At 41.4% G+C, this 12,741-nt stretch carries 17 protein-coding genes; 4 read left to right on the top strand and 13 right to left on the bottom strand.

The features are described from left to right. Positions 1–105 precede the first annotated feature (105 nt). From ESV85_RS03465 to ESV85_RS03450, 4 genes are all read left to right on the top strand, one after another. Entirely contained in the window at positions 106–444 is a 339-nt protein-coding gene (locus tag ESV85_RS03465; RefSeq protein ID WP_146914835.1) for a type II toxin-antitoxin system RelE/ParE family toxin, read from the top strand. After that, on the top strand, positions 431–736 hold the full coding sequence (locus tag ESV85_RS03460; protein WP_146914834.1) for a helix-turn-helix domain-containing protein: 306 nt from the start codon (positions 431–433) through the stop codon (positions 734–736). Before ESV85_RS03465 ends, ESV85_RS03460 begins: the two co-directional genes overlap by 14 nt. A 60-nt stretch (positions 737–796) precedes the next feature. Beyond that, on the top strand, positions 797–1,240 hold the full coding sequence (locus ESV85_RS03455; RefSeq protein ID WP_146914833.1) for a helix-turn-helix domain-containing protein: 444 nt from the start codon (positions 797–799) through the stop codon (positions 1,238–1,240). 244 nt (positions 1,241–1,484) lie between these two features. After that, positions 1,485–1,904, top strand: coding sequence for a hypothetical protein (locus tag ESV85_RS03450; protein WP_146914832.1), 420 nt, complete (start codon positions 1,485–1,487; stop codon positions 1,902–1,904). A gap of 38 nt (positions 1,905–1,942) precedes the next feature. Here the strand turns inward: ESV85_RS03450 and moaA are convergent, their stop codons facing one another. The 13 genes from moaA to ESV85_RS03385 form a co-directional block, all read right to left on the bottom strand. Continuing rightward, entirely contained in the window at positions 1,943–2,956 is a 1,014-nt protein-coding gene (moaA, locus tag ESV85_RS03445) for a GTP 3',8-cyclase MoaA (RefSeq protein WP_146914831.1), read from the bottom strand. Further along, positions 2,940–3,857: a bifunctional molybdenum cofactor biosynthesis protein MoaC/MoaB gene (gene moaCB / locus ESV85_RS03440; protein WP_146914830.1), complete on the bottom strand. Its 918-nt coding sequence runs from the start codon at positions 3,855–3,857 to the stop codon at positions 2,940–2,942. Before moaCB ends, moaA begins: the two co-directional genes overlap by 17 nt. Positions 3,858–4,148: 291 nt before the next feature. After that, positions 4,149–4,577, bottom strand: coding sequence for a molybdenum cofactor biosynthesis protein MoaE (locus ESV85_RS03435; RefSeq protein WP_092894442.1), 429 nt, complete (start codon positions 4,575–4,577; stop codon positions 4,149–4,151). Beyond that, entirely contained in the window at positions 4,558–5,592 is a 1,035-nt protein-coding gene (gene moeB / locus ESV85_RS03430; protein WP_146914829.1) for a HesA/MoeB/ThiF family protein, read from the bottom strand. The genes ESV85_RS03435 and moeB overlap by 20 nt, the downstream gene beginning before the upstream one ends. 2 nt (positions 5,593–5,594) lie before the next feature. Further along, a complete protein-coding gene (locus ESV85_RS03425; protein WP_146914828.1) occupies positions 5,595–5,831 on the bottom strand; it encodes a MoaD/ThiS family protein in 237 nt (78 codons plus the stop codon). Between the two features lie 28 nt (positions 5,832–5,859). Further along, positions 5,860–6,672 (bottom strand): uroporphyrinogen-III C-methyltransferase, encoded by an 813-nt coding sequence (cobA, locus tag ESV85_RS03420; protein WP_146914827.1) that lies wholly within the window; start codon positions 6,670–6,672, stop codon positions 5,860–5,862. Next, a complete protein-coding gene (locus ESV85_RS03415; protein ID WP_146914826.1) occupies positions 6,669–7,253 on the bottom strand; it encodes a molybdenum cofactor guanylyltransferase in 585 nt (194 codons plus the stop codon). The genes cobA and ESV85_RS03415 overlap by 4 nt, the downstream gene beginning before the upstream one ends. A 3-nt stretch (positions 7,254–7,256) precedes the next feature. Next, entirely contained in the window at positions 7,257–8,009 is a 753-nt protein-coding gene (locus ESV85_RS03410; protein ID WP_146914825.1) for a sulfite exporter TauE/SafE family protein, read from the bottom strand. Between the two features lies 1 nt (position 8,010). Then, positions 8,011–9,186, bottom strand: a complete 1,176-nt coding sequence (gene glp / locus ESV85_RS03405; protein ID WP_146914824.1) for a gephyrin-like molybdotransferase Glp — start codon at positions 9,184–9,186, stop codon at positions 8,011–8,013. 183 nt (positions 9,187–9,369) lie between these two features. Next, complete coding sequence (locus tag ESV85_RS03400) at positions 9,370–10,185, bottom strand: TPM domain-containing protein (RefSeq protein WP_146914823.1); 816 nt, start codon at positions 10,183–10,185, stop codon at positions 9,370–9,372. Beyond that, a complete protein-coding gene (locus ESV85_RS03395) occupies positions 10,163–10,600 on the bottom strand; it encodes a TPM domain-containing protein (protein ID WP_146914822.1) in 438 nt (145 codons plus the stop codon). The genes ESV85_RS03400 and ESV85_RS03395 overlap by 23 nt, the downstream gene beginning before the upstream one ends. 12 nt (positions 10,601–10,612) lie before the next feature. After that, a complete protein-coding gene (locus tag ESV85_RS03390) occupies positions 10,613–11,203 on the bottom strand; it encodes a LemA family protein (RefSeq protein WP_146914821.1) in 591 nt (196 codons plus the stop codon). Positions 11,204–11,321: 118 nt separating this feature from the next. Beyond that, a complete protein-coding gene (locus ESV85_RS03385) occupies positions 11,322–12,575 on the bottom strand; it encodes an aspartyl protease family protein (RefSeq protein WP_146914820.1) in 1,254 nt (417 codons plus the stop codon). Positions 12,576–12,741: the final 166 nt, after the last annotated feature.

The raw sequence follows: 12,741 nt of genomic DNA, 5'->3' as shown, positions 1-12,741 counted from the left end.
GAGAGCCGAAAGGCTTTTTTTTTGTTTAGGGCTATTTACTTCAAGTAACATTAAAAACATTTCAGACAAGTAGTCTTATTGGACTACTTTCATTATTTTTGTCCTATGGCTAAATTTCGGAGGGTCAGCTTTTTCAAAGAGTATTTCTGGGAATTTTATGAAAAGCAGAATACTAAGGTTCAAGGGAAAATCCTTTGGACTCTTAAAATCATTGAAGAAGTAGATAGAATTCCCGAGCTGTATTTCAAACATCTGACGAACTCTTCGGGCCTATATGAAATCTTTGTCCAGGTCGGAAGTAACATATTCAGAATCTTCTGCTTCTTCGACAAAGATAATCTCGTTGTTGTAGGAAATGGATTTCAGAAGAAAAGTCAGAAAACTCCAAAAAGCGAAATAGAAAGAGCCGAACAAATAAAACAAGAATATTATGACAGCAAATAAAAATTTGAAAAGCCTCGATGAATTTATTGATGAGAATGTAGGCGTAAAAGGCACTGAGCAACGAGAGACATTTGAATCCGAATATGACGCATTTAAGCTTGGGGTGCTGATACAGCAAGCAAGAGAAGAGAAAGGACTGACTCAAGAGCAATTGGCTGAATTGGCCGGAACGAATAAGTCATATATTTCCAAGCTTGAAAGAAACCTAAAAGACATTCGATTCTCTACTCTCCAAAGAATTATTAATGAAGGCCTAGGAGGACATCTAGATATTTCGATTACGTTGAAGTAGGAAATAGTGTAACCTTACTTTTACTTAAATGGCCTCACTGATGAAAAAAATACTTATGCCATGGATTCCAAACTTATAAAATCTGAAAAGGAGTATCAATCTGCACTAGAAAGGCTTGATCAACTTTTTAATGCTAAAATCGGAACAGAAGAAAGTGATGAAGCTGACGTATTAGCCGTACTAATTGATGCGTACGATAAAAATAATTTCTCTATTCAAGCTATAGACGAAAATATCAAGACATTTAGTAGTCACCTTGACAAACGCGGTTCTAAAGACCGAACAGAGTTTGAAATCAAAGCAAAGGCATTTGCTATCGGAGAACTAATTAAGGAAGAAAGAAAGCTTGCAGATATGACCCAGGAGCAACTTGCTGATAAAATTGGTGCAAAGAAAAGTTTTATCTCAAGAATTGAAAACGGCAAAAGTGACATTCAGCTTTCTACTCTTTACCGACTATTGGAATATGGACTTGGCAAAAAAATAAGCTTTACTGTGAAATAGATAAATTCATTTCACAACGGTCTTTTGCCAATCCACCTTGGAGATTCTTCTCAAACCGGAATAGATCTTAATAATATCCTGTGAAAACAAAGTCGATGGGCGAAGATTTCATTGTCTTCCACGTGCAAACTCCTTAATTTTTCAGTCCGTTTCCACCAACTAAAAGTAATTTCAAGGCTAATTGATACTAAATAGAAATAATCTATAATTTAGTCTCATAAAAGCCCTTTTAAACCTGCAGGATATGAAAATCTTAATAAGAACCCTGTTTTACACATCAATTTTCGTTGCCTTTACTGAGCCTTTGATTGCACAAGATTCAATAACTTATTGTCAAACAAACTCTCCTTGGATAAGCAACTGTTATACATTTATTCAAAAAGATAGCATAGAAGATGATGCTATTTTTATTAACAATCTATATTCAGATGATTTACAAGAATGGCACGGAACAGGGAATTATAGAGAAACAAAGAAAAGGATTATTATCTATCCATATGATTTGATTAGGCATGAATTAATGTTTCAGGGAGATAGCGTTGTAGTTAAGGATGATATATCAGATACAACCCATATTAAGAAACATATTTTACGCAAAAGCCGTGAAAAATTATATTACAACTCTAGTTATTTTGAAAGAAGTTTAAAAACCAAAAACCCATAGTCCAAACGCATTCAGAGCTAATGGTTTAACTTTTGCGATCACCCCCCAATCGCAATCATACTTCTATTATCAGAATGCAGCGCGGGATCAGATAATTTTTCCATGCTATCCATGCCAGCTCGAACAGCTTTTTTGTTGAGAATGGATTCTAAAATCAGGTTTTCCACATTTTCACCAGCACGCATCGCGGCTAGCAAATCGGTTTCCTGGTTGGAAAAAAGACAATTTTTAATGCGTCCGTTTGCCGTCAATCGAAGACGGTTGCAGCTTCCACAGAATGGATTGGTCACAGAAGAGATGATTCCGAAATCTCCCTTGTATCCAGCAATCTTGAATTTACGAGCAGTAAAATTATCCTCATTCGGAAGTGATGCTATTTGCTCCGCTCCGAAGTGAGCTCCCAATTGATCCAAAACTTCTTTCTCCGAAACCATCTTGGATCTGTCCCAGCTATTTCCGTCGAAAGGCATAAATTCTATAAAGCGAACCGAAACCTTATAGTCCTTGGTCATATTTACCAAATCGACCAGCTCATCGTCGTTGATACCTTTGATCAGTACCGTGTTGATTTTCAGGTCAAAGTCCTTGTCGTGAAGGAGCTCGAAATTATCCAGCGTTTTTTGGAACCCTGTCCTTCTGGTAAGTTCTTGAAAGCGCTCCTCTTTCAAGGTATCCAGACTAAAATTAATCTTTTTGATTCCTAGTTTTTGGAAGTTATCCACATGCCTATCCATCAGCAAGCCGTTGGTGGTAATCGAAAGATCCACAGGCATTTTCGAAAGTCCTTCGAGAATTACTCCTATGTCTTTTCGAAGCAGAGGTTCCCCGCCTGTGAGACGGATTTTATTCACGCCCAAGCCCACAAAAATCCGAGCAAACTCCAGCACCTCGTCCGCACTCATCAAGTGAGCTTTGGGGCTAAGCGGAATTCCTTCGGCGGGCATGCAGTAACTACAGCGCAGATTACACTTCTCGATCAGGGAAATCCGCAGGTAATTGTGGACTCTCCCAAACTTATCTCTCAGCTCCTGAATATTACCCAATTGGGTCATGATTCGCTCCTTTTAAAATTTTAAATACATGTAATACATGCGGAAAAACCGCATCCATTGATTCCTTTGCTCCATTGGTCGATCCTGGCAAAGCCAAAATAATGCTATCACCAATCGTCCCCGCCACCGATCTGGAAAGCATCGCAAAAGGCATAATCTTCTGACCATAACTTCTGATCGCTTCCTCGATACCTGGAATTCTTCGCTCCAATATTGGTTCCAAAGCCTCTGGCGTTACATCCCGCTTCGACAACCCAGTTCCACCCGTGAAAATAACCAATTGATTCTTCTCCGAATGCTCAAATGCCTTGCTTCTGATTTGCTCTATCTCATCTGGAATCACCTCATAGGAAGTTACTTCCACTCCATGTGATTTCAACTTATCCACAATCACTTTTCCAGCCCGGTCTTCTTTTATTCCCTTGGAAATAGAGTCCGAACAGACGATCACAGCGGCTTGAATCAGCTTTGGGTTTTTGTCATTGAAACTGGATTTTCCGCCTGTCTTCTCTACCAACCCAATCTCGCGGATAACAATTCCCTTATCGATCGGCTTCAGCATATCGTACATGGTCAAGGCAATCACCGAAGCTCCATGCATGGCTTCCACTTCTACGCCAGTTTTATACACGGTCTTCACCGTGATATAAATTCGGATTTCCAACCCATCGATCTCATATTCCACCGCCGTGTATTCCACCGGAAGTGGATGACAGTCGGGAATGGTAATGTGGGTATTTTTCACTGCGAAAAGCCCAGCAACCTTTGCCATTTCGAAGACATTCCCCTTTGGCACTCGGTTTTCCACCACAGCCGCGATGGTCTCAGCAGAACTGACATGTACAATCGCCTGAGCTTTTGCCGTGCGAAGGGTAGTGACTTTATGTGTGATATCAACCATTTCTATTTTTTATCTAACTAGTGTCATTCTGAATGAAGACCCTTCGAATTCGCTACCAATGACGGATTATGTATTTCACAGCAAATCGTGTCAGTCCGAGCGGAGTCGAGGACAATAATTTTACTTGTTTTAAAGTAGGCTTCGATTTCGAGACTCTCGTCTCTCAAGTGCTCAGCCCGACACCGTCATCGCTCTTTTTTAAATTTTTCTCACTCAGGGTGACTATGGACTAATTATCAACCAATCTATCCAACTCCTTTTCAGAATTCAGACTCTAGCCTTTTAAATTTTTTAACTGTTTACTTTCCATTGATGCTCCTCGTTGTCCAAAATCTCCTTACCGAAGATCGGAACTTCCTCTTTCACCTTATTCACTAGCCATTCGGTGGCTTCATAAACCTGCTTTCTTCTAGGCGAAGAAACGAAGACAAAAATGCAAATCTCCCCGACTTTCACCGTTCCCAAACTATGGTAAATATGGAGGCAAGTCAGATCAAATTTCTCAAACGCAGCCTCACGAATTTCATGTAACTTTTCATTGGCCATTTCCTCATAAGTCGTGTACTCTATAGCCACTACTTTTTGATCTCCCACCTCATCCGCTCGAACCTGACCGAGAAATATATTATGCGCTCCGATGCTATGCTTGCTTTGGTGCTTTGCAATAGAATCTGCTATGAATGCTGAAGAAATTGCTCCTTCAAGAAATACTTTTTTCATTTGTTATCAATTTCAATAAGTCTGCAGCTCCACCACGAATGGCTTTCACTTGCATAAAATTTGCCTTCTTTAGGATTTTAGCTGCCGAAATTGCCCGAGTTCCTGCCTGACAGAAAACGCTGATTTTTGCTTCCTTCGAGATTTCATCCAATCTACTCTCCAAAACTGAAAGCGGAATCTTAATACAATATTCTGACGAAACGACTGGCTTTTCCCCAAGTTCACGAACATCTAGCAGAAGACCTCCTTCTACCAAGGCTTTTTCCGCTGAAATCAAATCTATCGTTGGAGAAGTTACCTTTTCGGAAACTGGTTCCATTTGAACTGCCAATTCAAAGATCTGCTGATCATTCTTCAGCATGTTATAAATCAGTATTTTCCCTGAAAGGATTTCTCCGATTCCCAGAATAATCTTTAACGCTTCATTTGCCTGCAGCATTCCTATCATTCCCACTGTGGTACCCAAAACTCCGGCTTCCGCACAATTCAGCGAGCTTTGATCTTCCTCCGGAAAAAGACTTCGATAAGAAGGCCCTCCCTGGTAATTGAAAACCGAAACCTGTCCCTGAAAACGGAAAATCGAACCGTAGATCATAGCCTTACCAGCTACTCTACATGCCTCATCTAGTATATATCTTACTTCGGTATTGTCCGTCGCATCAATTACTAAGTCGTAATCAGCAATCAAGTTATCCACATTTTCATGGGTGAGAAAAACCGGATATGTAGTAATAGTAAGTTTTGAATTCATGGAACTCAAGGCCTTTTCGGATTCCAACACCTTGAACTCACCAATAGATTTCTCTGAATATAAAACCTGTCTGTGCAGATTGCTTAACTCAACTTTATCCCCATCTACTATGCCCAGACTACCAACTCCCGCCGAGGCCAAATAAGGCAGTACGGCGCAACCTAATCCTCCTGCACCGACCACCAGCACTTTGCTATCTTGCAACTTTTGCTGACCGGATATCCCTATGCCGGGAAGAATCGTCTGTCGTTGGAATCTTTCCATTTTTACCCTCCTGAAAATGGGGGAAGCAATGCGATCTCGTCTCGATCCGACAGGCTCAAGCCTTGCTTAGTTGAGATGATTTTGCGATTAACGGCCACCTGAAATTGGAATTTCTTAATCCCATATTTAGAATCCAATAGTTCCAGTAGATCCTCCAAACTCATGGACTTCAAGTCCAGCGTTTCGGAATCACTTTGTGCTGCTTCAGCGATATTTCCAAAGTAGTTTATGGTAATCATAGCTTCAATTTAATACAGATCGCTCGGATTAATTAATAAATGGCAAGGTATTCAAGTTTTGAAAGATAAACTCATCCTCCAACACCCAGTCTTCCTTCACCGCGTTTCTGCCTCTTGCAAGGTGAACTACTTCACCAATCACAATGACTGCCGGAGCGCCAATTCCTTGATTTTGGGAGATTTCAAGAATATTAGCTATAGTTCCCACCACCTCTTTTTGCTCAGATTTGGTACCATCTTGAATAATCGCTACTGGCAAATCTGCCTTTCCCACCGATTTATAAATCTCAGCGATTTGGGCAAGCTTGCTCATTCCCATCAAGACGATCACTGTAGCGGATGATTGCGCAGCTAAGGATAGATCTTTAGAAAGCTCTCTATCGCTAGTCGTCCCGGTGATCACCCAGAAACTTTCGGCAACGCCTCTTGCCGTCACAGGAATTCCAACCGATGCAGGCACCGCCACGCTGGAAGAAATGCCCGGAATAATCGCCGTTTCTATGCCACATTCTTGAGCATAGATTTCTTCCTCTTTTCCTCTTCCAAATACAAAAGGGTCTCCGCCTTTCACTCGCACCACATGCCCAAATTCCTGAGCATAATTCACGATCAACTCGTTGATTTCATCCTGAGTATGGCTGTGATTTCCCTTTCTTTTACCTACATAAACTAGCAAAGCTCGATTGGCATGCTTAAGTATTTCCTCATTCACCAAGGAATCATACAACACCACATCGGCATCGTTCAGCGCTTTGACGGCCTTGAGCGTAAGTAGATCCGGATCGCCAGGGCCAGCACCGAGGAGGGTGACTTTCGGGGTTTTTCCAGTGATAGTTTTCATAGGTCGAGAAGATTAAGAAACTGTAATTCTGCTTTGCTATTGATATTCTGAACCAGAGATTTCTGATCAGAATTGATGCTGATTTTCTGATGTGAGATCATATTCACCAGCGGGCAAAGCTTTAATTTATCAGCTGAAATCGCATCAGCAAAGATCTTTAAGGCTGATTTACTATAAACACCGATCAGCGGATAATCATTTTTCCCATCACTGAGAAAGGTCACAGGAGCTTCAGTTTCCCAACTTTCATCAGTCACAGTTCTAAGAAGTTCCGTAGTGATCTTTGGAATATCACAGCTCAGAATCAGGTTTCGCGTTGTTTTACTGTGATTCAACGCAGTGAAAATTCCGCCCACCGGCCCTTTGTCTGCATAAGTATCCTCAATCATCGGCAGGCCAACTAAGCTATAATCGCCATTGCTGGTCACCAAAATGATATTGGAGGTAATCGGCATAATTGCCTCAATTATCCAACGGATAAAGGGTTTGCCTTTGTAGAGAACCAAGCCCTTTTCCGCTTGCATACGAACGCTTTTCCCTCCACAGAGTACGTAGGCCGTTATTTCCTGAGATTTATCCATAGTCTAAACAGTCATTAATTTTATAAAAGCGATAAAAAGCACGATCGAAAGAATGTATTTCAAGGTTACATTAGAGAACTTTTTAGCTCCGTAAATCGCTCCAAATGTTCCACCGAGTACAGCCGCAGGTATTAGGAAACTGGCTTCCATAGGAATTTCTCCCCCACCGAGTACAAAACCTAAGGCACCGGAAACGGAATTGACCCAAATGAAAAGTGCCGATACCGCAGCAGCCTCTTTCATATTTCCCCAGCGCAGCAATAGAATCACTGGACTCAGGATAATGCCTCCACCTATGCCGATCATTCCTGAGAAGAAACCTATTGCCAAACCAATCAGTAATGCGAGATAAGTTTTGACAGGTTCATTTTGATCTGAGTTAGTTTTCCCAAAAACACCCAGAATTCTCAAAATAGCGATCAGCAGAAATACACCCAAAATCTGCTTATAGAGCGTGGCGTTGATTGTGATCATGCCTCCGGCAAAAGCGGCCGGAATCGACGTGATGGCAAATGGATAAAAGAGTTTCCAGCGAAAATGCTTGGCTTGACGGAAAAACACAAAGGAAATACCAGCCACGAAAATGTTTAGAATCAGCGCTGTTGGCTTCATCACCATGAGCGGAACTCCTGCCAAAGCCATCATCGCAAGATAGCCGCTGGCTCCTCCGTGCCCCACACTCGCATACATAAATGCAACCACCGCAAGGATAGCAGAGAAAATAAGTATGTAAACAGGGTCGTGAAAATCGATCATCTTAGTTTCTATTTATTGGCAAGAACTGCACTGATTCACCTGCTTCAAGTTCTTCCCTTTGCTCAGGAATCATCACCAAAGCATTTCCCAAAGCATAGGAAATCAACATACTGGATGCTTGCTTAGGATAGATTTCCAATTCCCCGTTTTTCTCAGTTCCAAGTATGAAAAGTGTCTTGCCAAACTTATTGAAGGTGCGATGCTTCAATATTCCAGTCTGAAAGTTTAAGGCTATATCAGGATTGCCCGACATGATTTTCAATGCTGAAAATGCATAGATTAGAAAACAGGTCAACGAAGAAGCAGGATTTCCTGGCAAGGCAAAAACGAGTGTCTTCTCCGTTTTGCCAAACCAAAGTGGCTTCCCTGGTTTTTGATTGACTTTATAGAAAATCTCCTGAACGCCATTTGCTTGCAAAGCGGCATTGACAAAGTCGTAATCGCCGACTGAAATACCGCCGGAGATTAGCAACATGTCATCCTCAAGTCCTTCGGCAATGACCTTCTTTGTTGCCTCCAGTTCATCCTGAACTTTCAAAATCCGCACTGAGTCAAAACCTCGTGACTTCAGAGCGGACTCCAGCATGATCGCATTGCTTTCATAAATGCATCCGGGCTTCAGGGGACTTCCAGCCTCCTGAAGTTCATTTCCGGTTACGATCAGCGTAATTTTGGGTTTGTTAAAGACTAAAACCTCCATGATCCCAAAACTGGCCAAAAAGCCAATTATAGATTCATTGATCTTTGTCCCTGCTGGCAACACTTGATCACCAGCCTGTATTTGTTCTCCGACTTCCCGCACATTAGTGGATTTTTCGGGTAGTTGAAGAATGGAAATTTTCTTTCCATTCACCTCCACATGTTCCTGCATGACGACTGTGTCTGCTTGATCCGGCACTCGAGCACCTGTAAAGATTCTCACAGCCTGATTTGCCTGAATCTCAAAATCCACAGCATCACCTGCCTTGCATTCACCGATGACTTCCAGTTCACTGATTTCTCCAAATCGAAAAGCATATCCATCCATGGCTGATTGACGAAAAGATGGCAGGCTGATAGGAGCCACTAGCTCTTCTGCCAAAAAGCATCCAAATGAACTCCTCAGCGGTATTTTTACGCCAGGCAACTGGTCAGTGTGCGTTTTAATTAAATCTAAAGCTTCGGAAACTGAAATCATGTTGGTTTGAAATCTTGGCTAAACTTAGAGAAAAATTACGTATTAATACTTACTTTTCTACGTATTTATTTGCAATAAGTAATGTAATTGGGTGATTAAAGCATTAAGCTCCGATAATTTTGGTGCAAAAAAAAGCACCTCCATTTACGAAGGTGCTCTATATTATTATCTTTTATATAATTCTTACCAGCCACCGCCAGCTCCACCGCCTCCGAAGCCACCGCCTCCGAAACCTCCGAAGCCACCGCCTCCGCCGCCGCCAAATCCTCCGCCGCCACCGAAGCCACCGCCGCCAGAATATCCACGACCACCACCGCCTAGCATATTTGCCAGCAGGATAGTACTCCAGATACCTACTCCTCCACCTCTGCCTCCCATGTGATTATTGTTATCATTTCTATTTCTCAAAAGAGGTAGAATCACAAAGATGAAAATGAAGAACAGGATCATGAAAATGGCTCCGCCACTATTGCCTTGCGACTCTATATCCTCAGCTGTGTATTCGCCAGACGCTAGCTTGAAGATCATATCAGTAGCCTCATTAAGACCTTCATAATATGCTTCTTTACGGAAATTGGGCAGAATCAAACCTTCTACGATACGTTTCGCCAAGGCATCAGGAACAGCTCCCTCCATCCCATAACCAGTCGCAATGAAAACTTTATGGTCGTCCATTGCTGATAGGATCAATATCCCATTATCATTTTCTCCACCACCGATCCCCCAGGCTTGGCCAAGGCGAAAAGCATAATCAGAAATATCGTATTGACCTACAGAGCGCATCATCACAATCGCAATCTGCGTGGATGTACTGTCATTGTAAGCAACCAATTTACTTTCCAATTGTGCCACTTCAGCTGCTGAAAGGGTATTGGTATAATCATTCACTAGTCTTGGTGGATTAGGCGCAGGAGGGAAGTCCTGAGCCTGAAGACCAAGTGAAAAAAGAAATAAAATTAATAAAAGGGGGTGAATCTTATGATCCAAAAGAAATCTCATCAGGAAGTTCGTTTATGTCTGAATCACCCTGATAAGGGAAATGCGTTCCAAGTTGCTCGCCGGCCATGTGAATACCGTCGATCAGACCTTGTGTAAATTGACCCTGCTTAAATAAGCCAGCCATGTGTTCTTTTATTTTTTCCCAGAAATCTTCCGGAACTACTTCGTTGATGCCTTTATCGCCTAAAATTGCAAAGCGCTTATCAACTACGGCAAGATAGAATAAAACCCCATTGCGATCTTTCGTCTGATGCATTTTTAAAGTGTCAAATACCTTCACGGCACGATCAAGTACCTCGCCTTTGCAACGACTTTCTATATGAACTTGGATTTCTCCAGAGGTGGAAACTTCAGCAGACCGGATCGCATTAACGATAGCTTCCCGGTCTGCCGTTGAGAATAATTTCTCAGACATGATTATTTGGTATTAAAACTGAACTGTAGGTGCATTTTCGGATCCTGCAGTGGCCTCAAAATAGCCTTTCTGCTCAAATCCGTACCAACCCGCAAAAATGTTGTTCGGGAAAGTTCTAAGATTTGAATTGTAATCCTGAACGGACTGATTGAAGTTACGTCTAGCTACAGCGATTCTATTTTCTGTGCCCTCGAGCTGAGCTTGCAATTCTAGGAAATTTTGATTGGCTTTAAGCTCAGGATAACGCTCTACGCTCACCAATAATCTACTTAAAGCACCGCCAAGCTGGTCTTGTGCGCCTTGGAATTCAGCCAATTTTTCTGGAGTAAGATTCGACGCATCTACATTTACTGAAGTAGCTTTTGCTCTAGCTTCGATCACGCCAGTCAAAGTCTCTTGCTCAAACTCTGCATATCCCTTCACTGTACTTACCAAATTAGGAATAAGGTCAGATCTTCTTTGATATTGTGTCTCCACTTCAGCCCACTGGCCATTGATTACTTCTTCTGTTTGGACAAAAGTATTATAAGTACCAACTGCTTTGGTATAAATAAAAATACCGAGCACCAGAAGGATACCAATAGGGATTAAGAATTTTTTCATATGGTTTTTATTGATTTTACAACTTGATTACACACGTATTTAAGAAACAGAGGTTTGATTATTCCTCCTTCCGTCACTCAAAATTACCGCTTTTATCTGAACACAACCAAAAAGCCAGCTAAATCTGCTTCCTCAGGGTAAAGGTGAATTTGTGATCTTCCCATTTGGTGATATCATCCCCTTCGTATCTGCGAATCTCTATAATAATCTCCTTGCCAGCTTTCGATCTTAACAACTTGTTGATTTCTCCAAGCTCCCAAATGAAGGTTGGGACTTTGTTAATCGTTAATATTTCATCGAAAGCTAATACTCCTACTCGTTGGGCTGGAGATCCCGCTCGAATTTCTGAAACGTAAATCCGATTATCATCATTAGGAATCTTTTTCAATGACATTCCACTCATATCGTATTCAAAAGGCATGTAAAAATTCTCTGCTTTTCGCACTAAGAGGCGATTTCTTGGGTAATCAAAAATAAGACGCGTCCTCCCCAATACCTCTGCTCCCAAACTGCCATAGCGCCCCGAGTTTTGAATCACATAACTGAAAGGAGTCTCATTTGGATAGGAAGTGAGCACTTCATCCAATTTGAAATTGGCCAATCTCAGATAATCCACTCGACCAATAAACCCATACAAAACGCCTCCTAAACTTTGGCCCAAGGCTGATTCTATAAATAGCGTAGGCATGGTAATATCATCTGTGGTTTCTCTATTAAGTAATAAGCCATGATTTGCGCCAGTGTCGATTAGCAACTTGGGGTAAATAAATGAACCATCCTTTTGCCTCACTTCAGCATTGATATAAGGTTTGTTATCATCAATACTCATGTCTAGTTTTCTATAAAAAGGAGGCTTCCATTTCATAGCGCTTGTCCTGAAAAAGGTTATTTCTCCTTTGTCATAGTTTATTTTCACAGGATTGAACTTGAAAAATTCAGATCCCAAAATCCCATAGATAGGAACTCCGATGACTGACTCCAGCTCCAGAAATTCATCCTCCAAGACAAGTAGGCTTTGAAAAATCCCTTCCACCGGACCCACGTCAAAGTGATTAATCGGAGAAACGGATGCCATGAGGTCATCATTCCCATCTGCTCCCACGAGTTTCAGTCGCCTAGTGTAATCCAACTCCAAAGCGTCCCCTAGTATTTTACTGAATAAAATATTAGAACGAACTCCTGTATCCACTAAGAAATTTAGAGGTGTATTTCCATTGATAGAAACAGGAATAATGATCAGACTATTTGAAGCATAAAACGGAATAACGACCTTACGCTTATCCTCTTTCATAAAAAACCCAGGCACTTGAGCTATACAGAGAAACTGTGTAGCAAGTAGAAGAAAGAGGAAAAGAGGTAGGCGTTTATTCATATAATGATGAAACCCTGATGTCACAAATAAGTTACTCGGTTTTTTGGGTTTTAGATGAAATGTCATTTAAAATCTATTGATTTCACTCCTTTTGTTAATGGAATCAATCGAGTTAGTTTTAATTAGATTGAAACCAAATTACTCCGATTATGCCCTCAGGTTTGCC

It is taken from the genome of Algoriphagus aquimarinus (genome assembly GCF_007997215.1).
GTDB lineage: Bacteria > Bacteroidota > Bacteroidia > Cytophagales > Cyclobacteriaceae > Algoriphagus > Algoriphagus aquimarinus_A.
This window is presented reverse-complemented; position numbering and strand designations above follow the sequence as displayed.

Excerpts from the sequence above, each read along its gene's own strand:
- ESV85_RS03465 (WP_146914835.1), top strand. The coding sequence starts at position 106 with ATGGCTAAATTTCGGAGGGTCAGCTTTTTCAAAGAGTATTTCTGGGAA.
- ESV85_RS03460 (WP_146914834.1), top strand. The coding sequence starts at position 431 with ATGACAGCAAATAAAAATTTGAAAAGCCTCGATGAATTTATTGATGAG.
- ESV85_RS03455 (WP_146914833.1), top strand. The coding sequence starts at position 797 with ATGGATTCCAAACTTATAAAATCTGAAAAGGAGTATCAATCTGCACTA.
- ESV85_RS03450 (WP_146914832.1), top strand. The coding sequence starts at position 1,485 with ATGAAAATCTTAATAAGAACCCTGTTTTACACATCAATTTTCGTTGCC.
- moaA (WP_146914831.1), bottom strand. The coding sequence starts at position 2,956 with ATGACCCAATTGGGTAATATTCAGGAGCTGAGAGATAAGTTTGGGAGA.
- moaCB (WP_146914830.1), bottom strand. The coding sequence starts at position 3,857 with ATGGTTGATATCACACATAAAGTCACTACCCTTCGCACGGCAAAAGCT.
- ESV85_RS03435 (WP_092894442.1), bottom strand. The coding sequence starts at position 4,577 with ATGAAAAAAGTATTTCTTGAAGGAGCAATTTCTTCAGCATTCATAGCA.
- moeB (WP_146914829.1), bottom strand. The coding sequence starts at position 5,592 with ATGGAAAGATTCCAACGACAGACGATTCTTCCCGGCATAGGGATATCC.
- ESV85_RS03425 (WP_146914828.1), bottom strand. The coding sequence starts at position 5,831 with ATGATTACCATAAACTACTTTGGAAATATCGCTGAAGCAGCACAAAGT.
- cobA (WP_146914827.1), bottom strand. The coding sequence starts at position 6,672 with ATGAAAACTATCACTGGAAAAACCCCGAAAGTCACCCTCCTCGGTGCT.
- ESV85_RS03415 (WP_146914826.1), bottom strand. The coding sequence starts at position 7,253 with ATGGATAAATCTCAGGAAATAACGGCCTACGTACTCTGTGGAGGGAAA.
- ESV85_RS03410 (WP_146914825.1), bottom strand. The coding sequence starts at position 8,009 with ATGATCGATTTTCACGACCCTGTTTACATACTTATTTTCTCTGCTATC.
- glp (WP_146914824.1), bottom strand. The coding sequence starts at position 9,186 with ATGATTTCAGTTTCCGAAGCTTTAGATTTAATTAAAACGCACACTGAC.
- ESV85_RS03400 (WP_146914823.1), bottom strand. The coding sequence starts at position 10,185 with ATGAGATTTCTTTTGGATCATAAGATTCACCCCCTTTTATTAATTTTA.
- ESV85_RS03395 (WP_146914822.1), bottom strand. The coding sequence starts at position 10,600 with ATGTCTGAGAAATTATTCTCAACGGCAGACCGGGAAGCTATCGTTAAT.
- ESV85_RS03390 (WP_146914821.1), bottom strand. The coding sequence starts at position 11,203 with ATGAAAAAATTCTTAATCCCTATTGGTATCCTTCTGGTGCTCGGTATT.
- ESV85_RS03385 (WP_146914820.1), bottom strand. The coding sequence starts at position 12,575 with ATGAATAAACGCCTACCTCTTTTCCTCTTTCTTCTACTTGCTACACAG.